The sequence below is a fragment of the Ornithinimicrobium pekingense DSM 21552 genome (assembly GCF_000421185.1).
GTDB classification, from domain to species: Bacteria; Actinomycetota; Actinomycetes; order Actinomycetales; family Dermatophilaceae; genus Ornithinicoccus; species Ornithinicoccus pekingensis.
In genome coordinates, this window is sequence record NZ_ATWJ01000010.1 from 1 (window position 1) to 21016 (window position 21016).

Consider the following 21016-nt stretch of genomic DNA (forward strand, 5'->3'; position numbering starts at 1 on the left):
AGATGAGGGCGTCCCGAGGGGTGCGCCGGGCGTCCCTCTTGGTCTAGCCTGTGCGTTGTCGCGACCTCGGTGGGTGTGACCCGTGCGGGCAGAAACGTCGACCTTCAGCGAAAGGACGAAGACATGTCGCGATCTTCCTCCACCTTTTCGTTTGTGGTTCCCTCTTGGGCGCTGATCCCTAGGGTTCCTTCCTGTACCTCTCCGACCTGTGTCCCGGGCTTTGCCACCTGGTCGAGTTGGGGATCCGGGTCGGAGGGTGACCTCCGTGCCGAAGTTGTTCACCGGGACAGCACGGTCGACGGCGAGCAGCGGTTCACCGGGCGCGTGCAGGCGGGGTTCCCACGGTGTCCGCCACGAGGCCGAATGGTCGCCCGCGACGGCTGTCCGCACACCGATCCTGGCCTCGGCGTCTGACAGCTGAGCACCGGTCCCGATCCGCTCGGAGGATGAACGGCATGCACCCCAACCTGCTCCGGCTGGATGACCTCGCCGTGCACGTGGCCACCGACCCGCATGTCCAGGCGGTCCTGGGCCTGGGCTCGGCCGGGGTCCAGACGCACCGGTTCGACGACCACTCCGACATCGACTTCTTCCTCATCACCGACACCATTGACACCAAGGACCGGTACCTGCAGGACACCAGCTGGCTTCAGGGTTTCGGTGGCCAGGTCGCCTTCAGCTTCGTCAACGACCCGAACGGGAGAAAGGCGCTCCTGGCCGACGGGCTGTTCCTGGAGTATGCGATCTTCACCCCGGAGCAGCTCGCCGCCCTGCCGGTCACCGGGGCGCGTGTGGTTTGGTCACGTGGACGGGTGGACCCGCTCGCCCTCGGGGCGGCCTTGCCGGCCGCCACCGCGATGGACACCGTGGACTTCCACCTCAACGAGGCCCTGACCAACCTCTACGTCGGTCTGCACCGCGAGCTGCGGGGTGAGCACCTGGCCGCCATGCGGTTCATCCAGGTATACGCCGTCGACCGCGTCCTGGCGCTGGTGCGGCTCGACCCCGCCACGGAGCTGGACCACCCGGACCCCTTCGAGGCGACCCGCCGCATCGAGAATGCCTCTCTACCCGGAGGTCTCCCGCTGCACCAGATGATCCGCGGCTACACGGACAACCTCAACGCCGCACGAGCAGTCCTGGCATGGCTCACCACTCACCACGACACCGCCCCCGCCATCGTCGCAGCGATCCGGGAACTGACCACGACGCTCGAAACCCGGAGCCAGACCGACAACGCATAGTGCCACCTGCGGCATGAGCGCGCGTCTTTCGGGCTCGAGAAGGCCGAGGTGCAGGAGGATGCACGCATGGCATGGTGGACCCGGTTTTGGCGAGCTGACAGCAGCAGGGAAGCGAACGGCTCCGTCCTTCACGATGCGGATTGGGCTGTGTGTGTAGACGGTGTCGCCCGTCAACACCTGGAGGAAGACATCGCCAACCGGTGGCTGGGCCTGACACGGCCGGCTATCCACTTCACCACCGCCGGTGAAGGAAACGACCCGCTCGTGCGGCTCGGGGGACGGCCGCTGGCGCCGGCAGACTTCAGCTGGCCGGTATGGGAAGGCCATGGACCCCTCAGCTATATCGCAGGCCTTGACCTGCAGGCGGTCGCCAGGGCAGGACTCGAACATGGCCTGCCTCTGCCGGACACGGGCTGGCTGCACTTCTTCTACTTCGACGGCTCCTACGACAACTTCGACTCCGTCGTCGGCTCCTGGGACCCGGCCAGCCTCGCTGGAACCCGTGTCATCCACGTCCCTGGCGATGCTGCGCCACTAGCGGAAGCGGTACCCCCGGATGGAGTGCTGGAATTCGGTCAACGCAACCTGGCCGGACAGCAGGTCCTCACGTTCCCAGGCTGGGAGCACCCGGTGCTGCGCAAAGAGTTCCGGCCACCAGGTGCTGACCACCGCCGGTGGATGTCGCACCCGGTGAATAGCGACGTCTTCACCGAGGCCCTGTCGGACCTCTACCCCGACGGACCACGTCACCAACTCGGCGGATGGGCAGACCCTGTCCAAGGCCCGGTCGAGCTCGAGGCGGTAGAGGCAGCCGGTGGGACACCCGTCATTGAGTCAACTACTGCCGACGAAGACGCCGCGCTGCGATGGAACCTGCTGCTGCAGATCGACACGGACGACGACGCCGAGATGATGTGGGGCGACTGCGGAATGCTCTACTACATGACCGACGCAGGCCATGATGAGCGCATCACCCCAGAGCGCACCTCTTTCACCTGGCAGTGCAGCTAGGCACGCAGACCTGATTTTTGGCGTGGCATTGAGATCGCGGAGGGCGGCACTAGCGCATGGACAGCCCCGGTGCTAGAAAGTTCCGTCCGCCGTTGACGGCGACGACGTTCAGAGGCCGGGCCTGCACGCGGCCAGCCTCGACGACCGGCTCCTGGCAGGTTGAAGACCTGGAGCGCCTGGGTCCCAGATCCGTGAAGTTCCACGCTGGCTGATGCTTGTCGGCCTGCTACATTCTGCTGCAGTTCTCGTCTTCAACAGGGGGATGAGGCTTGAGGGGTAGGAGGTTCTTTACAACATGTTGAGGCGCGCTCGACGCATTCTGCTCGCGACTACTACTGGCGCTTTCCTCTTTGCGGCTGTAAGCCCGCAGGCACACGGCGTGCCCGTGCGTTGCCACGACGACCCGGGCGGTCCGCCCGTCGTGATGTCTGTTCCGGTTGAGTGGGAGCAGGCCGACACGGGAGCGTCGGCGCTTGGGGGAGATGTCGAGAACGAGATTCAGTGTGGAGGGATTCCTGGACGGCTTCTCCTCTCCTCGACTCGCGTCAACACTTCCGCGTTCACCGTCAAGAAGGGTGCAAGCATCCACGAGCAGCGTGGCCAGTCTTGGTTCATCCAGCGCGACTACTCGGGACACGGTGGCGCTTACTGGAAGCTGTTCAGTAATCTCGGGAAGCGGGTCGCGACTCTCGCCGTTGACGGGCGGATTCTGCGTGGGTGAGGTGGCGAGGGTCTCGTACTCAATCGATGACGGTGTCACTGTTCATCGTGTTGCCTGGGGTGGGCGCCTGTTCACCTTGGTAGGCAGCATGCGATCCGGATTTACCTTCTTGGAGGCCGCGGACCAAGAGAGCATTGGGGTCAGCTTTTACGCTAGGACTGACTCTCTTGGCCGCATTGTGATCGAGGCGATCAGACCAGGCATCGCTTCAGGTGACGACGAGTTGATTGCTAAGGTTATCTCATCTGTCGCTGATGGAACTCAGTGGGTTGTCTCTCCGGTGCCCACGCCTCGCGGGCAGGTGATTTCATCTCTGTGCACGTCTTTGATTAACCTTCCTCCCTCCCTCGTGGCGCCCCTTGACGAGAATGAAGACGGCGCGTTAGACGACACTTCTCTGGTCGAAGAAGCATTAGGGTGCGATGGTGAAGAGGCTAATATGCGACGGCTGCGCTTTTGGCGACTCGAAGAGTCGCTAGTGGTCGCTGTGGCACCAGTCGAGGGAGCCACCTTCCTCCTCCTGCAGGTGATAGACGGGCAGGGATTGCTGACGGGGGAAGTTCGCGTCTCGGCCGATCACCACTCACCTCCAACGTACTACCGGTCGCGGTTCGATCCGCTTAGTAGTGGCGAGCAGCCTGATGAGGAGTTGCAGTCCCTCTTGTCGAAGGTACGAGACTCGCTCTGGGAGGGTGCGGAGTAGAAAGAATACCCTGGCCTTCCACTCGCCCGCGCAAGGTGCCTATCGACCTTGTTGCCGCGTGCTCGTCGCGTCGGCATGTGAGACCTGGGTGCTGCCCACGGCTCACCGATGAAGTTTGCGACGAGAGCAAGGCAGCCGCCGCGGGGTGGTTAAAACGATGAGCAGCGCGGGAAAGAGCAAGCGCGGTTCGCCGGGGGCGGCGGCGATGGAGCATCGCCCTGAGCGGAGAGGAAACTCGCAGCCCTTTCCCTTTCTACCCACTCCTCGGCGCGCCTGACTCGCGAGCCGTCCTCGGCGTATCCACCGGCCAGGGGCCGCAGCCAAGCATCCGGACATCGGCGGATCCGGTCTGTCACGACCGCCTGGACAAGTCGACCGTCGAGGTTGCGGTCTGCCCCGCGATCCTGATCGGGCCGCGATCAGCCTCTTAGACCTTGCCGCTGCCAGATTGAGTGCCTGGCGGGCGCACGCCGAACGCGCCGTCCGGCCCCTCAGGTCGGGTGTGAGCTCCGGTCCCAGGGGCCGGCGAGGCCCGCAAACTCGGCACCGCGGTAGGTCGGATCCAGCGAGGCGGTCGGGGTCGAGAACCCGAGATGCCACTTCACGGCACAGCTGAGCCGCTCGGCTGCGTCCTCGATGTCCCTGCCCCGGTAGCAGGGGTCGAGCAGGACAGCCCGCAGGTAGCGGGGTGGTGACGACCTGACCGTGGACGTGCGCTTCGACATACCTATCGAGGGGCCACGTCGCTGGAGCGCATCAGCCGGACCGGGCGGCAGACCGCGCCCGTCCCGGTCACCGCGTCGGGCTCGAAGACGGAGTCGAGGAAGCTGAACGTGCACCTGCCGGAGACCTCATCCCGCAGCCGGAGGTATGCCGGCCCGAACCGGACGGAGCCGCCGTAGGGTCGTCGTCGACGTTCAGGGCACCGTAGACGGGCGGCTGGCCGGGGGCGGCGCCGTCGTAGCGTCGGTCGAAGAGGCGGCACTCCCAACGCCAGCGGTCGCCACTCTCGTGGGCCGTCCGGCCCCCGTTGGAGATTCCCGTCTCGAACTGGCTGCGGTAGCGCCCGTCCCGGGCGATCGCCTCACCTGCGTTTCGTCGAGCGGACCGTCAGTGCACTCGGGCTGCCGGCCGGGCAGCGGCTCGTCCCGAGGGGCTCATGTCCTGGGTAGCCGCGCTGGACAATGGTCAGGCTTCGAACCTCTGCCAGGTGCCCTCAGAGACCACCTCGACGGCGCCGTCGACAACTCTGATGGCCGTCTCCTCGTCGATGGCGTAGGCGGGCACCCCGACCTCAGCTGCCCAGCGCTCCGCGTGGGCCAAGGTGTTGGTCGGGAAGGCGTCCAGGTGGGGGAAGATCGCGAAGTCCACCACCCCGAGGGTGCGGTCGTCCGACGCCGACGGCCACTCCACGAAGCGGTTGCCGATGCGCGGCGTCATCACCATGCTGCCGGCACTGACTCCGACCCACACCGTGTCGGGCAGCGATGGCAGCAGAGCGGCCAGGCCAGACTCGCGCATCCAGTGGCACAGGTACGTCGCGTCCCCACCATCGACCAGGAGGACGTCGGCCTCCCGGACCCAGGAGACCCAGCGCTGTGGGTCGATGGTGCTCAACGCGGTGAGCTCGAGGACTCCTACTGACGCCCAGCCCAGGCCCGAAAGGTGCTTCGACCGGTCACCGGCAGCCACGAGGCCCTGCACGGAGGTCGGACCGCACATCGGGTGACCCCATTGCGCCGTCGGGATGACGAGGGCACGACACTGAGCGACAGGCCGGTCAAGTAGGGTCTCAAGGCTGGAGCGGATGCTCGCGTTGGTGACACCGCCCGATGTCAGCAGCAGCTTCACAGTGCCTCCAAGGTCGCCGCGCAGAAGGTGGATGCCCCTGTAGACCGGGCCCCTCACCGTGACTCATCGTAGGCACGGACGGAGTCGTGAAGGATGTCCACGCTCTGGCTGTGCTCCGGTGAGTTCTGCTCCACTCGTGCGGGGCCAGGCTCGACGACCTTGCCGGACGCTCGACGACGGACCCGGAGGGCACATGGGTGACGTCTCTCACCTCAGCGCGTGACCGGCTCACAGCCCATTGCCGCGCGGGAGCGAACCACGGCGAGCGCACGAGACGTCGTGCACCGGCCGCCGAATCTCACCGATAGCTCGTACACCCGATGATGTGGCCTGCCGTGCGCGGCGTCAGGAGGCGAAGCTGCCGACCCGCTCCGCCAGCGCATCCTCGAGCAGCGTCACCAGAGCCTCGAGCTGCACGTCAGAGGAGTCCTGGATGTCTACGTCGGCACCGTCGAGTGCTCGGGCGGCCAGTCCGGCCTTGCTGTCGATCAGCTCCGCGATCCGGGAGTCGAGGGTCTGCGCAGCGATGATCCGCCAGGCCGTGACCGGCTCGTCCTGGCCGATGCGGTGAACGCGGTCGATGGCCTGGGTCTGCTCGGCGTCGGTCCAGGACAGCTCGGCGAGGACGATGTTCGAGGCGACCTGCAGGTTGATGCCGACGCCGGCAGCCGTGAGGGAGCACACGATCACGGCCACGTCGGGGTCGTGGGTGAAGGCGTCGATCTGCTGCTGCCGCACCGATGCCGACTGGTCACCGCGGACGGAGGCGTAGCGGATGCCTCGCTTGGCGAAGGTCGCCTCGGCCGTGTCCATCACATCGATGTGCTTGGCGAAGAGCACCACCTTGCCCGCGCTGCGGGCGAGCTGGGCGGCATAGTCGGCCGCGAGCCCGGCCTTGGCCTGACCGATCCGTCGCATCATGGAGAACACGTTCTCGTCGGACTTCTTGGACGTCTTCCGTGCCCGTTCCCTGGCCGCCACCTGGCGCACGAGGGCGTGGTCGACCTCGCCGGTGACGATCTCTGGCCGCGACGCCAGCGCCCGGTCGTACTGGGCGACGAGGCGACGGGCCAGGCTCTGCTCGGCCGCCCGGATGGAGCGGCCCGCCTCGTCATCGATCTCGACCGGGACGTCGGCCACGCGCCGCGCGGGCAGGTCGGCGGCGACGTCGACCTTGCGCCTCCGCACGATCCCCCGGTCGACGACGGCGGCGCGGGCAGCGGGGGAGAAGCCTCGGTCGGCCGGGGTGAGGCCGTTCTCCTCGAGGGCCAGCATCAGCTCCCCGACCGGCTTGGTCTCGTCGATCCAGCCGAGGAACCGCCAGATCGCGGTGAAGTCCTCGATGTCGTTGATCAGCGGTGTCCCCGTCAGGGCCATGAGCAGCGCGTCGGACCTGCGCGAGCGGATGCGCTCGGACAGGTGCAGGACGTTCTGGGACCGCTGGGACCGGGGGTTCTTGATGTAGTGCGCCTCGTCGACCACCATGCCTCGCAGGCCCAGCTCGCCGAGCCAGCCCACGTGCCGGTCGAGGACCTCGTAGTTGACGATGATGATGTCCGCGAAACCGTCGATCGTGTCGCCGTCGCCGTGCACGACTGTCGCCGGATGGTTGGGCGTCCACAGGGCGGCCTCGCGTGCCCAGTTCATCTTCACGACGTTCGGCACCACGACGAGCAGCGGGTAGGCGTCAGCAGCCTCGGCAGCCAGCAGCGCCTGGGCGGTCTTGCCCAGGCCGGGCTCGTCGGCGAGCAGGAACGTCCGGTGCCCGGCGGCTGCCGCCGCGACCAGTCTCGCCTGGTGCGGCATGAGGTCAGGCCCTCCGGTCGTGCCGGTCGAGCCCGGGTGCGGCAGGTCCATGCACGACATCGCGCCGCCGTCCTCGAAGGACCTCAGCAGCGGCTCGATGAGCTCCCAGCCGACGAGGCGGCGCGGCTTGACGGCCTGCCGGGCGGCGGCCGAGTAGTCCGGGGGGAGGAAGGGGTTGGCGAGCTGGCGGGAGACCACCGACCGAGGCACCACCCGACGCTGCTCGGCCGCCGTGGGCTGCACCTGCTCGGGAGGCTCCACCGGCTCAGCGGGCTCGTGCGGGACCTCGATGCCGGCAGCCTCGAGCAGCTCACGCCGCAGGGACCGGGCGCGGTCGGAGACGACGGCGTCGTCGGCGAGCAGGCCGAGCAAGGAGGTGTCGCGCGCCGCGGTGGTCGCCAGGATCGTGGCGATGCCGTCGAGGCGCTTCAGCTCCTCCGCGCGGTTGGGACCAGGCCTGGATTCGTCGCCCATCACGCGGGCTCGCTCCTCGCGCACGAGGAGCCCCACCACCTGGAACTTGGTCCTGGTCGACGGCTGGGCGCGGCCGCGCTGCACCGCGGACTCGACCTCGCGCACGACCCTGGCCAGCACCGGGATGATGCCGTCGTTGTCGTGGCGGGGCCGGCGGCGGGCGCGCGTGCGTGAGCCGTTGTGGCGTTGGGCTCCTCGAGCCACAGAATCCTCCTCGAAAGCGGTCGGCCATGCGCGGTGCCTGCACCGAGCCCCCACCGCGCCCCGCGGTGGGGCGAGGCCGTCTGCACAGCCTCGGCTGGGACGTCGACGTGGGCCGCGAACTGGTCCAGCGGATCTTCACGAGATCGACGCGACGGACGTGTTCAGCCACCTGACGCCTCCCAGCCTACCGCCTCCCGGAGGCGGCACGCGCCACGGCCACGCTCCGGCACGTCACGTGGCGTGGCCGCGCCGAGAGCGCGCGGGCGGGGCCTTCGCCGAGGAGCAGGTCCGGGGAGGCGCGTCGGTGACGCGTTGAGACCGGTGCTCGAGGGTCGACTCAGCGCGGGATGCTGAGACGAGCCTGGTCCGGGACCTGCGAGACCGGGCTGCCGGGGGAGACCGCGCGGTGCGGGCGGGTGCGGCGCGACCGGCCGGGGCGACGCAGCGACGGGCCACCCAGGACGACCGGCACCATGGCGAGCGCGTGCTGGTCATGGGAGGTGGGCTGGGGGTTCTGGGTCGTCGTCATGCCTTCCAGTGTGCCGACGACAAGACTATGCGTCCAATGAACAGGTGACATATCACCTTTGCTCTGGAAGCATAGATAGATGGATCTCCGTCACCTTCGCTGGTTCCAGCACGTGGCCGACGGCGACACCCTGACCGAGGTCAGCGACCTCGAGGGGGTCAGCCAGTCCGGCCTCTCGCGCGCGCTCAGCAGGCTCGAGGTCGAGGTCGGCACACCCCTGCTGCGCCGCTCGGGCCGCACCCTGCGCCTGACACGGGCCGGTCTGGACTTCAAGCGGCACGTCGACGTGGCGGTTCATGCCCTGGACGACGGGTTCGCCGCTGTCCAGCAGCTCCTGGACCCCGAGTCGGGGACCGTCAGCCTCGCGTTCCAGCCCTCGCTCGGGACCTGGCTCGTGCCAGGCCTGGTGCGCTCGTTCACCCGGGCGCACCCCGGTGTCGAGGTGGAGCTCACCTCCAAGCACGACAACGAGCTGGACCCGGCGGTGGGCGGGCGCACCGGTGTCGAGCTGGAGCTGACGACCCGCCCGCCCCAGGACCAGACCGTCCGGTGGACCGTGCTCGTCCGCGAGACCCTCCTGCTGGCGGTCGGGCCCGAGCACCCGTGGGCGGGCCGGTCTGAGGTCGACCTGGCCGAGGCTGCCGACCAGGTCTTCGTCGCGTCCCACCCGATGTCACACCTGTGGGAGGCCACCCAGGACCTGTGCCGGCGCGCCGGGTTCACCCCGCGGGTGGGGTTGGCCTGCGAGGACCTGCCCACCACGAGGGCCTTCGTCGCAGCCGGGCTCGGGGTGGCCGTGCTCCCGGTCCCGGACGCCTGGGTGCCCACCCACGAGGGCCTGCGGCTGCTGGCACTGCGCAACCCCGGCGCCTACCGAGACGTCGGCATCGCCTGGTCGACGGAGCAGCCGATGCTGCCCTCGGCCCGGCTCCTCCTCGACCACGCCGTGGGCGAGGTGGGGACAGGCAGCCGGCGCTGAGGCTCAGACGCGCCGGGCGAGCTCGGCGCCCCAGGCGCGGGCGCGCTCCACCTCCCCGACGAGCAGCGGACCCTCCATCCCGTCGACCCAGAACATCTCCGGCTCGACGACGATCTCGTAGCCCAGGTGCCGCAGCTTGCGAGCGGCGGCGCGGCTGGCGGTGCCGGGGAGGTTGGGGTGGCGCACGTGGGTGTCGAAGGTCGCGGCGAGGCGCCCGCTCGCGACCGTCCCGGCATCCAGCCATTCGCGGACGCCGGTGCCCAGCTCGGCGCCACCGCGCTCGTGCGCGTCCTCACGGGTGCCCGGCCGGCTCAGGCCGAAGGCGTGAGTGGGTGCACCGACGACCAGCAGGTCTGCGTGCACCTGGTCCAGGGGCGGGGCCGAGGCGACGGGCACGACCGTCGAGGTCGCCCCCGCGCCGAAGCCGTCACCGATCGCCTCCGCGATCTGGCGGGTGTTGCCCCAGGCGGACTCGTACACGACGAGCACCGTGGGAAGGTCGCGCCCTGGCAGGGTGTGCGGCCGGGAGTGGGTCTGCGTGAGCGTGGTCGGCATGGTGCACCTCCTCGTGCACCCTCCAGCCCATCACCAGCGGATCTGCGCCGCTGCGACCTGGGTCACCTCGCGGGTGTCTGGTGCGTCACCCCGGCCGCAGGGGTATGACGCACACCGTGGTCGCGCCATAGTGGGACCATGGGAGAGCACCACCCCGAGCGCCGGGACGCGCGCAGCTACTACCGTTTCCCGCTGCCCGAGGACGCCCGTGACAGCGTCACCCTGCTCCGGCTGGAGCCGGCCTCGGACGGGCGGCTGCGCATCCACCTGCACCGTGGGATCAACCAGGCCGCCTTCGGTATGCGGTTCGCCGGCCTCTCCGAGCCGCGCTGGCAGGCCGTCGCCGAGCCGACGCGGACGCTGGTCACCCCGACCCCGGGCGCCCCGGGGCTCACCGGCCCCGAGACGGTGCTCGCCGACCTGGGCAGCTTCCTGGCCGGGGTCGTCCTCGGCGACGGGGGCATCTACCCGTGGTACCTCGAGGGCCTCATGCGCAACGAGCAGTGGCTGCTGCACCTGCGCCAGCTCTGCGTGCTGCACGAGCGGCTCGCGCCGGTCCGCACCAGCCCGGTCGCCGACGACCCACGCGTCGTGGCCCGCGTGGGGGAGATCGTCACCGCCGCCGAGCCGCACGCCCAGGCGCTGCTCGGGTGGCTGCAGCAGGCGCGCGAGATCCGTGAGGAGGCTCGAGCCACCGCCGAGGCCGAGCTGCACGAGCGCAGGGTCCGGGCGGTGCTGGACCACCTGGCCGGACCCGCACGGGAGGACGCGCGCTCGCGACCCAACCCCGAGCTGCGCCGGATCAGGACGCCCTAGCCGCCAGCCGCCGGGGCACCTCCGCCAACGCCAGCCGCACCCACGTCCGCACCTCCTCGGTGACCGGCCGGGTGAGCAGGCCCGCGTCGTCCACCCACTCCATACCCTCGTCGACGGAGGGGACGGGCAGGTCCGCGTCCGGGCCGACGCCGTCGGGGACGGCGAAGTAGATGAGGTCGATGTGCTGGTGCCCGGGGGAGATGTCCTCCACCTGGACGCCCTCGGGGCGCAGGAGCTGGAGGGGGGACCCCGGAGCGTCGTGGTCGATGCCCGGTGCCCCCACGAGGCGCACCGCCAGCCCGGTCTCCTCCAGCGTCTCTCGGCGGGCGGCGTCGTCGGGCAGCTCGTGCGGCTCGATGTGCCCGCCCGGCGGCAGCCACAGCCCGAGCTTGCGGTGGGGGTGCAGCAGCACGTGACCGCGGTGCACCACGAAGGTCGCCACCGTGAAGTGCTTGGTGATGCCGTCCGGCGGCTCCCTGTCCTCGACGTGTCCCACGCGGGCGACGATAACCGTGCTGGTCCGCCGTGGTGCTGGCGGTAGGGTTGGGCGGCACACCGACCGCACAGCCACCGAGGAGCGCATCCGTGCCCAGCCAGATCACCGTCAGTGTCGCAGGCAGCGAGCGAGCGGTAGACCAGGGCACGACCGCTGGTGACCTCTTCGACGACGACCGCCAGGTCGTCGTCGCCCGGGTCGGCGGTGAGCTGCGGGACCTGGCGCACGAGCTCCAGGACGGCGACGTCGTCGAGCCGGTGCTGGTCACCGAGGACGAGGGCCTGGCGGTGCTGCGCCACTCGTGCGCGCACGTCCTCGCCCAGGCGGTGCAGCAGACCTTCCCCGAGGCCAGGCTGGGCATCGGCCCGCCGATCCGCGACGGGTTCTACTACGACTTCGACGTGGCCGAGCCGTTCACCCCCGACGACCTCAAGGCCCTCGAGCGGTCGATGCAGAAGATCGTCAACAGCGGTCAGACCTTCGCCCGGCGCGAGGTCTCCGACGACGAGGCCCGGCGCGAGCTGGCCGGGGAGCCCTACAAGCTCGAGCTCATCGGGCTCAAGGGCGGGTCCGCGGACGAGGCGGCCGAGGGCGCCGCCGTCGAGGTCGGCGGGGCCCAGCTGACGATCTACGACAACCTCGACCGCACCGGTCAGGTCGTCTGGGGCGACCTGTGCCGGGGCCCGCACGTGCCGACCACCAAGCTGATCGCCAACGGCTTCAAGCTCATGCGCAGCGCCGCCGCCTACTGGCGCGGGTCGGAGAAGAACCCTCAGCTCCAGCGCATCTACGGCACGGCCTGGGCGTCCAAGGACGACCTCAAGGCCTACCTGGAGCGGCTGGCCGAGGCGGAGCGCCGCGACCACCGCCGGCTCGGGGCGGAGATGGACCTCTTCTCCTTCCCCGAGGAGGTCGGGCCCGGCCTGCCGGTGTTCCACCCCAAGGGTGCGATCTTGCGGCGCACGATGGAGGACTACGTCTGGCAGCGGCACGTCGACGCGGGCTTCTCCTACGTCACCACCCCGCACCTGTCCAAGGAGGGGCTCTTCCACACCTCCGGCCACCTGCCCTACTACGCCGACGGGATGATGCCCGAGCTCGACGACGACGGGCAGGCCTACCGCATCAAGGCGATGAACTGCCCGATGCACAACCTCATCTACCGCTCCCAGCAGCGGTCCTACCGCGAGCTCCCGCTGCGCTACTTCGAGTTCGGCACCGTCTACCGCAACGAGAAGTCCGGTGTGCTGCAGGGCCTGACCCGGGTGCGCATGATCACCCAGGACGACAGCCACTCCTACGTGACCAAGGAGCAGGCGCCCGGGGAGATCCGCCACCTCCTGGACTTCGTGCTGGGGCTGCTGCGCGACTTCGGCCTCGACGACTACTACCTGGAGCTGTCGACCCGCGACGAGAGCGGCGAGAAGAAGGACAAGTTCATCGGCTCCGACGAGCAGTGGGCCGAGGCCACGGCCGTGCTGGAGGAGGTGGCCCGCGAGTCGGGGCTGGAGCTGGTGGCCGACCCCGGTGGGGCGGCCTACTACGGCCCGAAGATCTCGGTCCAGGCACGGGACGCCATCGGCCGGACCTGGCAGATGTCGACCATCCAGTACGACTTCAACCAGCCCGAGCGCTTCGGCCTGGAGTACTCCGCCGCGGACGGCTCCCGCCAGCAGCCGGTGATGATCCACTCGGCCAAGTTCGGTTCGATCGAGCGGTTCATCGGCGTGCTCACCGAGCACTACGCCGGCATGTTCCCGCCGTGGCTGGCCCCCGTGCAGGTGCTGGGCGTCCCCGTCGCCGAGGACTTCGACGACTACCTGCGCGACGTCGCCGGCCGGCTGCTCGAGGCCGGGGTACGGGTCGAGCTGGACCTCTCCGACGACCGCTTCCCCAAGAAGATCCGCAACGCCAGCAAGAGCAAGGTGCCCTTCATCCTCATCGCCGGCGGCGAGGACCGTGACGCGGGCGCGGTGTCCTTCCGCTACCGCGACGGGTCGCAGAAGAACGGCGTGCCGGTCGCGGACGCGGTGGCCGAGATCGTGGCGGCCGTCCGCGGCAGGATCCAGGTCTGAGGGGACCTGGCCGGGTATGGCGTCGCTGGGGGAGGAGAGCGCCCGCGTGCGGGTGCGCCGGCTGGGCGAGGACGAGGCGTTCCTCCTGGGCGCCCTGCACCTGCAGGCGCTGCGCCGGCGCGGCGTCGACCCGGCCGCGGCAGGCTCGGGCAACCACGTCCAGGCGCTGGGCGCAGCGTGGCGCTCCCGCTGCGAGGACCTGCCGGCGTGGGTCGCCGAGTGCGACGAGCGGCACGTCGGGCTGGCGGTGTGCCGGGTCCCGGTCCTGCCCCACGTCGGGCGGCCCCTGCCCGTGCTCGTGGCGGTCGAGGCCCTCGGCGCGCCCGGGCCCGAGCCGGTCACCCTGGCCCTGGTGCGGGCCGTGGTGACCTGGTTCGGGCGCGAGGGCTATCCCAGCGTCGACGTCTCCGATGAGGTCACCCTCCCCGGGCCCGTGCTCGACGCGGCTCGGGCCGACGTGCTCGGTCACCGTCGCGTGAGCCTGCCGACCCGTCCCTGACGGACAGGCCCTGCCCGGGTCACCCGGGAGCTGGGGCAGCGGCGGCACCCGCCAGGTGCACGAGGCGTAGCAGCCGCCTGCCGACGAGGACCGCGAAGACGGACCACGGCACCAGCGAGGCGACCGCGAGCACGACGCCGACGGTGCCGACGTTGGAGGGCACCGCCATGAGGGCCGCGGCCGCGAGCCCCCACAGCGACGTCGCACGCGAGAAGACGTCGCTGCGGTACATCAGGACCGCGAGCACGAGGAGCGCGACGAGGTTGAGCACGTAGTAGACGTCGAAGGCGGTGCCGGTCCAGGTGGCCAGCATCCCCTCACCCGTCGCCAGCAGGGCGGCCTGCCCCTGCGGGTCCGCCCCGGCGTGCGCCCGGGCGAGCAGGAGCATCTCGACGAAGCGGGGCGAGGCCAGGTAGGCCGCCATCCCGAGGGTGCCGAACCCCAGCGCGACCGCCACCGCCGACCGGCTGACCCGCCACAGGACGACGGCGAGGGCGAGGTAGAGCAGGAAGGTGAGCAGGTTGCTCACGACGTAGAGCAGGTCCAGCCCGAGCAGGCCCACGAGCGGCTGGCCGACCAGGACCTCGAAGGCCTCGGCGGCCGTCCGCGGAGGCGGCCACACCAGGAAGACGGTCACCTGGACCACGATCAGCGCCACCCCGGCCAGGGCCGCCCAGGCCCCGGTGCGGACGAGCCCGCGCCAGAGCCCCACGTCATACCCGACCTCTGCCGGCCCGACGCGGGGAGCAGCCGGGTCCGGAGCAGACCGGACGGTTCGTGCGGCGCTGGTGTGCGACCCCATGGCGGTCACCTTCCCTCGGCTACTACCCAGGGTAGTCGCCGCGCGGGCCGCCGGGGAGGGTCAGGCCTGCTCGAGCACGAACACCGGGATCAGCCGCTCGGTGCTCCGCTGGTAGTCCGCGTAGGGCGGGAAGGCCTCGACGGCGCGCTCCCACCAGGCGTCGCGCTCCGGGCCCCGGTCGAGCAGGCGGGCGTGCCGCACGTGCTGCTCGGTCCCGTCCTGCACCAGGACGTCACCGTGGGCGCGCAGGTTGTGGAACCACACCGGGTGCTCGGGCGCGCCGCCCTTGCTGGCCACGGCGAGGTAGCTGCCCCGGTGCTCCACCCGCATGAGCGGGACCCGGCGCAGCAGCCCGGTGCGGGCGCCGCGCATGGTGACGACGACGATGGGGCGCCCCTGGATGGTGGCCACGGAGGTGTCGCGGGCGGCGTCGACGGCGGCGAGCTGGCGCGCCACCCATTCGCTGCGCTCGGGCATGAAGCTCTCGGGGGCGCCGGACCGGAGGTCCGGCGCGGAGGGACGGACGGGATCGGGAGACAGGGCCATGGCGGGTGCAACAGCGGCCGGGGCGTCGCTCTTCCCCTGATCAGCGACCTGCGTAGGATTCCGGCATGAGCGACGCAGACTCGACGGTGCCGGAGGCCCGGGGACTGCCGGGTGCCGCCGACGGCTTCGAGCGGCTGTGGACACCGCACCGGATGGTCTACGTCAAGGGGGACCGTCCGGCCGCCGAGCAGGGCTCCGGGTGCCCCTTCTGCACCGCACCGGGCCTGCCCGACGAGGACTCTCTCGTGGTGCACCGCGGTGAGCACTGCTACGTCGTGCTCAACCTCTTCCCCTACAACCCGGGGCACCTGCTCGTCTGCCCCTACCGTCACGTGCCGCTCTACGTCGACCTCACCGAGGCGGAGACGACCGAGTTCACCGAGCTGACCAAGCGCTCGATCCGGGCGATCGGCGCCGCCAGCGGGGGACCGGCGGGGTTCAACATCGGGATGAACCAGGGGGAGGCGGCCGGGGCCGGGGTCGCCGCCCACCTGCACCAGCACGTGGTCCCGCGCTGGGAGGGCGACGCCAACTTCCTGCCGATCGTCGGGCGGACCAAGGCGCTGCCGCAGCTGCTCGAGGACACCCGTCAGCAGCTGCTGGCGGCCTGGCCGCAGGACTGAGCCACGATGCTCAACCGCTACGCCCGGGGGGCGTTCACCCGCATCTTCACGCCGCTGGCGCTCCTGCTCCTGCGCCTCGGCGTCCACCAGGACGTCGTCACGGCCGTCGGCACGCTCGGTGTCGTCGTGGGGGCCCTCTGGTTCTACCCGCAGGGCGAGCTGTGGTGGGGCACCCTGTTCATCACCGCTTTCGTCTTCGCCGACCTGGTCGACGGGACCATGGCGCGGATCGCGGGCCGGTCGAGCCCGTGGGGCGCCTACCTCGACTCCACCCTGGACCGCCTCGGCGACGCCGCGGTCTTCGGCGGGCTGGTCCTGTGGTTCCTCGGCGACGGCGACCGCCCGCTCGACGGGTGGCTGGCGCTGGGCTGCCTGGTCGCGGGCTTCCTGGTGTCCTACGCCAAGGCACGGGCCGAGGCCTGCGGTTGGGTCTGCGAGGGGGGCATCGCCGAGCGGGCCGACCGCCTGGTCGCCGTGCTGGTGACCACCGGCTTCACCGGGCTCTTCCTGCCGTCCTGGGTGCTGACGGTCGTGCTCGCCCTGCTGCTGCTGGCGTCCCTGGTGACGGTGGTGCAGCGCATGGCGATGGTGCGGCGACAGGCTGTGGCGGCGTGAGCCTGCGTCAGCTCCACCGCAACTACGGAGCCGTGCGGCCCGAGCTGGGCCGCGCGGCGCACCTGGCCGTCTCGGCCCGGGGCACCCTGTCCTACGCCGCCTACTGGGCCCGGCTCGCGAGCCTGCCGTTCCTGAGCCGGCGGCAGGTCGACGCGATGGTGCACGCCAAGGGGCTCGAGGATGTGCTCGAGGGTATGCGGCAGGGGCGCGGCCAGGTCTTCGTCCTGCTCCACCAGGGTCACTGGGAGCTCGCCGGCGCCTGGGCGGCGCACCGTCTGGGCGGGCTGGCGACGGTCGCCGAGGTCCTGCCCCCGCGACGCGTGATGACGCGGGTCACCAGCCGGGGCCGCGCCGCGGCGGGGCTCGACGTGGTGCCGGCGACCGGCGGGGCGGGCAGGCGGTTGGTCGAGGTGCTCCGCGGCGGGGGAGCGGTCGCGCTCCTGGCCGACCGCGACCTGAGCGACCGCGGCGTCCACCACCGGCGGGTGCCGGTCCAGCTGGCCGGGGTGCGGACGACGCTCGCCGCGGGACCGGCCGAGCTGGCGCTGGCCACGGGCGCCGAGCTGCGTCCGGTGAGCGTCGTGACGGGCGGGCGTCGGGGGCCCCGGCACCGGGTGACCTTCGGGCGGCCCTGCGTCGGCGGCCCGGGATCGCGGGAGGAGCGGGTCGCGGCCCTCATGCAGGAGTGCGCCGACGTCCTCGGCGAGTCCGTCCGGCGGCACACCAGCGACTGGCACCTGACCGCGCCCCTGGAGAGAGGCGCCGGATGAGGATCGGGCTGGTCTGTCCCTACGACCTCAGCCGCCCCGGCGGCGTGCAGGCCCAGGTCCTCGGCCTGGCCGAGGGCCTGCTGGAGCGGGGCTACGACGTGAGCGTGCTGGGCCCCGGCCAGCTGCCCGGGCCCGCACCTGGCCACGTCGTCAGCGCCGGGCCGAGCCGAGCCGTGCGCGCGAACGGCTCGGTGGCCCACCTGGCGGTCGGCCCCTCCGTGCCTCGTCGGGTGGAGCGGTGGCTCGAGCGTGCACGTCCGGACGTGGTCCACGTCCACGAGCCGGCCACCCCGGGGCTGGCCGTGACGGCGGTGCGGCGGGCACGGGCGGCGGGCCTGCCCGTCGTGGCCACCTTCCACGCCTCCCGGCCCGTGGGCCGGGCGGCCCGTGCCGGCGGCCCGCTGGTCCGACGCGTCCTCGGCCCTCTAGCCGTCACCTCCGCGGTCTCCCGGCAGGCCTGGCGGGTCGCCCACGAGCAGTACCACCTCGACCCGGTCATCGTCCCGAACGCCCTCGACGTCGGGTCCTACCGACGGCCCGACCCCCTTCAGGCACAGGGAGGCGACCCCCACGACGCGCCGCAGGGTGACCGCCGGCCGACGGTGCTCTTCCTCGGCCGCCGCGACGAGCCGCGCAAGGGCCTGCCCGTCCTCGTCGAGGCCCTGCCCGAGCTGCGGGCGCTCGTGCCGGGGCTGCGGGTGGTCCTGGCGGGGCCGGGCAGGGTCACCGTCGCGGGAGCCGACGACGTCGGCGAGGTGGACGAGTCCGGGAAGCGGGCCCTGCTGCATACCTCAGACGTGCTGGTCGCCCCGCACACCGGACGGGAGAGCTTCGGCATCGTGCTCGCCGAGGCGATGGCGGCCGGCACCCCCGTGGTCGCCAGCGACCTGCTCGCCTTCCGCGACGTCCTCGGGGACGCCGGGCTGCTCGTGCCCCCCCGCGACGCCTCCGCGCTGGCGCGGGCCGTGGCCTCCGTGCTGACCGACCCCGCCCTGGCCGCCGACCTGCGCCGACGGGGCGCCCGCAGGGTGCAGCGGTTCGACTGGCCGGTCGTCGTCGACCGGTGGGAGGAGCTCTACGACGGCTCCGTGTCCGGAGCACGCAGGGCGGGCTCGTAGACTGGTACGTCGCCGCCCGCGCACGGGCGGCCGGCCGGACACGGCACCACCACGACCCGTCCCAGCAGCGCCCCGGCGGCGCGCTGGCCGAACCTCCCGAGAGGCACCGATGAGCGAGCCCACCACGCACACCACCGGCACCACGCGAGTGAAGCGCGGCATGGCCGACATGCTCAAGGGCGGCGTCATCATGGACGTCGTCACCCCGGACCAGGCGAAGATCGCCGAGGACGCGGGCGCCGTCGCCGTCATGGCGCTGGAGCGGGTGCCCGCGGACATCCGGGCCCAGGGCGGCGTCTCGCGGATGAGCGACCCGGACATGATCGACGGCATCATCGAGGCCGTCTCCATCCCCGTCATGGCCAAGGCCCGGATCGGCCACTTCGTCGAGGCCCAGGTGCTGCAGAGCCTCGGGGTCGACTACGTCGACGAGTCCGAGGTCCTCACCCCGGCCGACTACGCCAACCACATCGACAAGTGGGCCTTCACCGTGCCCTTCGTCTGCGGTGCGACCAACCTTGGCGAGGCGCTGCGCCGCATCACCGAGGGCGCCGCGATGATCCGCTCCAAGGGCGAGGCCGGCACCGGCGACGTCTCCAACGCGGTGACCCACATGCGGACGATCCGGGCCGAGATCCGACGGCTGCAGGGGCTGGCGGAGGACGAGCTGTACGTCGCGGCCAAGGAGCTGCAGGCCCCCTACGAGCTGGTCAAGGAGGTCGCCGGCGCGGGCCGGCTGCCGGTCGTGCTCTTCACCGCCGGCGGCATCGCGACCCCCGCGGACGCGGCCATGATGATGCAGCTCGGCGCCGAGGGTGTGTTCGTCGGCTCGGGCATCTTCAAGTCGGGCAACCCCGCTGAGCGGGCCGCCGCGATCGTGAAGGCCACCACCTTCTACGACGACCCCGACACCCTGGCGCAGGTCTCCCGCGGCCTGGGCGAGGCGATGGTCGGCATCAACGTCGACGACATCCCCGTCCCGCACCGCCTCGCCGAGCGCGGCTGGTGACCACGGCGACCGACGAGCGGGCGCGCACCACCGCGCCGGGCGCACCAGAAGCCCGGGGCGAGCGCCCGCTGGTCGGCGTCCTCGCCGTCCAGGGTGACGTCCGCGAGCATCTGGCCGCCCTCGAGCTGGCCGGGGCCCGCACCCGGACGGTGCGGCGCCCGGCCGAGCTCACGGACCTGGACGGACTGGTCGTCCCCGGCGGTGAGTCGACCACCATCGACCGGCTCAGCCGGCTCTTCGGCCTGCACGAGCCGCTGCGCGCCCGGATCGCCGACGGGCTGCCGGTGTTCGGGTCCTGCGCCGGCATGATCCAGCTGGCCGACCGGATCCTGGACGGTCACGCCGAGCAGCAGACCTTCGGCGGCATCGACATGACGGTCCGCCGCAACGCCTTCGGGCGCCAGGTCGACTCCTTCGAGTCCGACCTGCACGTCGAGGGGGTCGAGGACGAGGGCCGCACCTTCCGGGCCGTCTTCATCCGTGCCCCGCGCGTCGAGGACCACGGGCCCGGCGTCGAGGTCCTCGCCCGCGTCGACGACGCGGTGGTCGCCGTGCGGCAGGGCAACCTGCTCGCGACGTCCTTCCACCCGGAGGTCACCGACGACCACCGCGTGCACGAGCTCTTCGTCCGGATGTGCGCGGCGGCACGGGTGGCCGACGCGCGCTGAGCGTCCCGCAGCGCGAGGACGGGAAACGGGATTCGGTGGTCCGTGGGCTCACGGGTAGAGTCGGAGGCCGTTCAGGTCCGGTCGAGGTAGGTGGGTGAGAGCTGATGTCGGGTCACTCCAAGTGGGCGACGACCAAGCACAAGAAGGCGGTCATCGACGCGAAGCGCGGCAAGCTCTTCGCCAAGCTGATCAAGAACATCGAGGTCGCGGCCCGCACGGGTGGTGGTGACCCGGCCGGCAACCCCACCCTCTTCGACGCGATCCAGAAGGCCAAGAAGTCCTCGGTCCCCAACGACAACATCGACCGTGCGGTCAAGCGCGGCTCCGGCGCCGAGGCCGGTGGGGCGGCCTACGAGGCCCTGACCTACGAGGGCTACGCGTCGGGTGGCGTCGCGCTCTACATCGAGTGCCTGACCGACAACAAGAACCGTGCTGTCATGGAGGTCCGCACCGCCCTGACGCGCAACGGAGGCTCGATGGCCGACAGCGGGTCGGTGGCCTACCTGTTCAACCGCAAGGGGCAGGTCGTGGTGCCCAAGGAGCAGGAGTCGGGCGAGCTGACCGAGGACGGGCTGCTGGAGATCGTGCTCGAGGCCGGTGCCGAGGACGTCCAGGACCTGGACGACGCCTTCGAGGTGCTCAGCGAGGCCGGCGACGTCGTCGCCGTGCGCACGGCCCTGCAGGACGCGGGGGTCGACTACGACTCCGCCGAGGTCACCTTCGTGCCCACGATGGAGGTCACGGTCGACGCCGACGGTGCCCGCAAGGTGATGAAGGTCGTCGACGCCCTGGAGGACTGCGACGACGTGCAGAACGTCTACACCAACGCCGACATCCCGGACGCGGTCCTGCAGGAGGTCGAGGCGGACTGAGCGTCCGCCCCGGCGGGGCGTGTCGCAGGC

The 21016-nt window shown here is 71.1% G+C and carries 22 protein-coding genes; 14 read left to right on the forward strand and 8 right to left on the reverse strand.

Annotated features, from left to right (window positions below; translation table 11 throughout):
• Nucleotides 1-446: 446 nt before the first annotated feature.
• The 3 genes from K330_RS20395 (at nt 447) to K330_RS23680 (ending at nt 3679) form a co-directional block, all read left to right on the forward strand.
• Complete coding sequence (locus K330_RS20395; protein WP_156875635.1) at nt 447-1244, forward strand: hypothetical protein; 798 nt, start codon at nt 447-449, stop codon at nt 1242-1244.
• A gap of 66 nt (nt 1245-1310) precedes the next feature.
• A complete protein-coding gene (locus K330_RS0109585) occupies nt 1311-2255 on the forward strand; it encodes a YwqG family protein (protein WP_084617389.1) in 945 nt (314 codons plus the stop codon).
• Nucleotides 2256-2968: 713 nt separating this feature from the next.
• Complete coding sequence (locus K330_RS23680) at nt 2969-3679, forward strand: hypothetical protein (protein WP_156875766.1); 711 nt, start codon at nt 2969-2971, stop codon at nt 3677-3679.
• 792 nt (nt 3680-4471) lie between these two features.
• On the opposite strand, the gene K330_RS24675 is transcribed toward K330_RS23680, so the two are convergent.
• From K330_RS24675 to K330_RS0109605, 4 genes are all read right to left on the reverse strand, one after another.
• Complete coding sequence (locus tag K330_RS24675) at nt 4472-4759, reverse strand: DUF3626 domain-containing protein (protein ID WP_084617421.1); 288 nt, start codon at nt 4757-4759, stop codon at nt 4472-4474.
• Between the two features lie 108 nt (nt 4760-4867).
• The gene (locus tag K330_RS0109595; protein WP_029202514.1) at nt 4868-5530 is read right to left on the reverse strand and encodes a Type 1 glutamine amidotransferase-like domain-containing protein; all 663 of its coding nucleotides are present in this window, start codon (nt 5528-5530) and stop codon (nt 4868-4870) included.
• Nucleotides 5531-5875: 345 nt separating this feature from the next.
• Nucleotides 5876-8014 (reverse strand): DEAD/DEAH box helicase, encoded by a 2139-nt coding sequence (locus K330_RS0109600; RefSeq protein WP_022921618.1) that lies wholly within the window; start codon nt 8012-8014, stop codon nt 5876-5878.
• A gap of 337 nt (nt 8015-8351) precedes the next feature.
• On the reverse strand, nt 8352-8543 hold the full coding sequence (locus K330_RS0109605; RefSeq protein ID WP_022921619.1) for a hypothetical protein: 192 nt from the start codon (nt 8541-8543) through the stop codon (nt 8352-8354).
• 79 nt (nt 8544-8622) lie between these two features.
• On the opposite strand from K330_RS0109605, the gene K330_RS20410 reads away from it, so the two are divergent.
• On the forward strand, nt 8623-9522 hold the full coding sequence (locus K330_RS20410; RefSeq protein WP_022921620.1) for a LysR family transcriptional regulator: 900 nt from the start codon (nt 8623-8625) through the stop codon (nt 9520-9522).
• A gap of 3 nt (nt 9523-9525) precedes the next feature.
• Here the strand turns inward: K330_RS20410 and K330_RS0109615 are convergent, their stop codons facing one another.
• Nucleotides 9526-10077, reverse strand: a complete 552-nt coding sequence (locus K330_RS0109615) for a flavodoxin family protein (protein ID WP_022921621.1) — start codon at nt 10075-10077, stop codon at nt 9526-9528.
• A 138-nt stretch (nt 10078-10215) separates the two neighbouring features.
• Between K330_RS0109615 and K330_RS0109620 the strand changes: the two genes are divergently transcribed.
• Complete coding sequence (locus K330_RS0109620; RefSeq protein WP_022921622.1) at nt 10216-10893, forward strand: hypothetical protein; 678 nt, start codon at nt 10216-10218, stop codon at nt 10891-10893.
• Here K330_RS0109620 and K330_RS0109625 read toward each other — a convergent pair.
• Entirely contained in the window at nt 10880-11389 is a 510-nt protein-coding gene (locus K330_RS0109625) for an NUDIX hydrolase (protein ID WP_022921623.1), read from the reverse strand. The genes K330_RS0109620 and K330_RS0109625 overlap by 14 nt on opposite strands.
• Nucleotides 11390-11478: 89 nt before the next feature.
• Here K330_RS0109625 and thrS point away from each other — a divergent pair, with 89 nt between their 5' ends.
• Together thrS and K330_RS0109635 are read left to right on the forward strand one after the other, a co-directional pair.
• Complete coding sequence (thrS, locus tag K330_RS0109630; protein WP_022921624.1) at nt 11479-13464, forward strand: threonine--tRNA ligase; 1986 nt, start codon at nt 11479-11481, stop codon at nt 13462-13464.
• Nucleotides 13465-13480: 16 nt separating this feature from the next.
• On the forward strand, nt 13481-13963 hold the full coding sequence (locus K330_RS0109635) for a hypothetical protein (RefSeq protein ID WP_022921625.1): 483 nt from the start codon (nt 13481-13483) through the stop codon (nt 13961-13963).
• A gap of 19 nt (nt 13964-13982) precedes the next feature.
• Here the strand turns inward: K330_RS0109635 and K330_RS0109640 are convergent, their stop codons facing one another.
• Nucleotides 13983-14765, reverse strand: coding sequence for a hypothetical protein (locus K330_RS0109640; RefSeq protein ID WP_156875767.1), 783 nt, complete (start codon nt 14763-14765; stop codon nt 13983-13985).
• 60 nt (nt 14766-14825) lie between these two features.
• Nucleotides 14826-15311: a nitroreductase family deazaflavin-dependent oxidoreductase gene (locus K330_RS0109645; RefSeq protein ID WP_022921627.1), complete on the reverse strand. Its 486-nt coding sequence runs from the start codon at nt 15309-15311 to the stop codon at nt 14826-14828.
• Nucleotides 15312-15376: 65 nt separating this feature from the next.
• On the opposite strand from K330_RS0109645, the gene K330_RS0109650 reads away from it, so the two are divergent.
• From K330_RS0109650 to K330_RS0109680, 7 genes are all read left to right on the forward strand, one after another.
• Nucleotides 15377-15934, forward strand: coding sequence for an HIT family protein (locus tag K330_RS0109650; protein WP_022921628.1), 558 nt, complete (start codon nt 15377-15379; stop codon nt 15932-15934).
• A gap of 6 nt (nt 15935-15940) precedes the next feature.
• On the forward strand, nt 15941-16549 hold the full coding sequence (gene pgsA, locus K330_RS0109655) for a phosphatidylinositol phosphate synthase (protein WP_022921629.1): 609 nt from the start codon (nt 15941-15943) through the stop codon (nt 16547-16549).
• Nucleotides 16546-17319, forward strand: coding sequence for an LpxL/LpxP family acyltransferase (locus K330_RS22710; protein WP_022921630.1), 774 nt, complete (start codon nt 16546-16548; stop codon nt 17317-17319). The genes pgsA and K330_RS22710 overlap by 4 nt, the downstream gene beginning before the upstream one ends.
• On the forward strand, nt 17316-18437 hold the full coding sequence (locus K330_RS20420; protein WP_022921631.1) for a glycosyltransferase family 4 protein: 1122 nt from the start codon (nt 17316-17318) through the stop codon (nt 18435-18437). The genes K330_RS22710 and K330_RS20420 overlap by 4 nt, the downstream gene beginning before the upstream one ends.
• A gap of 109 nt (nt 18438-18546) precedes the next feature.
• The gene (pdxS, locus tag K330_RS0109670; RefSeq protein ID WP_022921632.1) at nt 18547-19446 is read left to right on the forward strand and encodes a pyridoxal 5'-phosphate synthase lyase subunit PdxS; all 900 of its coding nucleotides are present in this window, start codon (nt 18547-18549) and stop codon (nt 19444-19446) included.
• 68 nt (nt 19447-19514) lie between these two features.
• A complete protein-coding gene (pdxT, locus tag K330_RS20425; protein ID WP_040658021.1) occupies nt 19515-20114 on the forward strand; it encodes a pyridoxal 5'-phosphate synthase glutaminase subunit PdxT in 600 nt (199 codons plus the stop codon).
• Nucleotides 20115-20218: 104 nt separating this feature from the next.
• Nucleotides 20219-20986, forward strand: coding sequence for a YebC/PmpR family DNA-binding transcriptional regulator (locus K330_RS0109680; protein WP_022921634.1), 768 nt, complete (start codon nt 20219-20221; stop codon nt 20984-20986).
• The last annotated feature ends 30 nt before the right edge of the window (nt 20987-21016 follow it).

Coding starts and splice junctions, on each gene's coding strand:
- K330_RS20420 (WP_022921631.1), top strand. CDS start 17,316: ATGAGGATCGGGCTGGTCTGTCCCTACGACCTCAGCCGCCCCGGCGGC.
- K330_RS0109585 (WP_084617389.1), top strand. CDS start 1,311: ATGGCATGGTGGACCCGGTTTTGGCGAGCTGACAGCAGCAGGGAAGCG.
- K330_RS0109615 (WP_022921621.1), bottom strand. CDS start 10,077: ATGCCGACCACGCTCACGCAGACCCACTCCCGGCCGCACACCCTGCCA.
- K330_RS0109640 (WP_156875767.1), bottom strand. CDS start 14,765: ATGGGGTCGCACACCAGCGCCGCACGAACCGTCCGGTCTGCTCCGGAC.
- K330_RS0109650 (WP_022921628.1), top strand. CDS start 15,377: ATGAGCGACGCAGACTCGACGGTGCCGGAGGCCCGGGGACTGCCGGGT.
- K330_RS20410 (WP_022921620.1), top strand. CDS start 8,623: ATGGATCTCCGTCACCTTCGCTGGTTCCAGCACGTGGCCGACGGCGAC.
- K330_RS0109605 (WP_022921619.1), bottom strand. CDS start 8,543: ATGACGACGACCCAGAACCCCCAGCCCACCTCCCATGACCAGCACGCG.
- K330_RS20395 (WP_156875635.1), top strand. CDS start 447: ATGAACGGCATGCACCCCAACCTGCTCCGGCTGGATGACCTCGCCGTG.
- K330_RS0109635 (WP_022921625.1), top strand. CDS start 13,481: ATGGCGTCGCTGGGGGAGGAGAGCGCCCGCGTGCGGGTGCGCCGGCTG.
- pgsA (WP_022921629.1), top strand. CDS start 15,941: ATGCTCAACCGCTACGCCCGGGGGGCGTTCACCCGCATCTTCACGCCG.
- K330_RS0109620 (WP_022921622.1), top strand. CDS start 10,216: ATGGGAGAGCACCACCCCGAGCGCCGGGACGCGCGCAGCTACTACCGT.
- K330_RS0109645 (WP_022921627.1), bottom strand. CDS start 15,311: ATGGCCCTGTCTCCCGATCCCGTCCGTCCCTCCGCGCCGGACCTCCGG.
- K330_RS0109680 (WP_022921634.1), top strand. CDS start 20,219: ATGTCGGGTCACTCCAAGTGGGCGACGACCAAGCACAAGAAGGCGGTC.
- pdxS (WP_022921632.1), top strand. CDS start 18,547: ATGAGCGAGCCCACCACGCACACCACCGGCACCACGCGAGTGAAGCGC.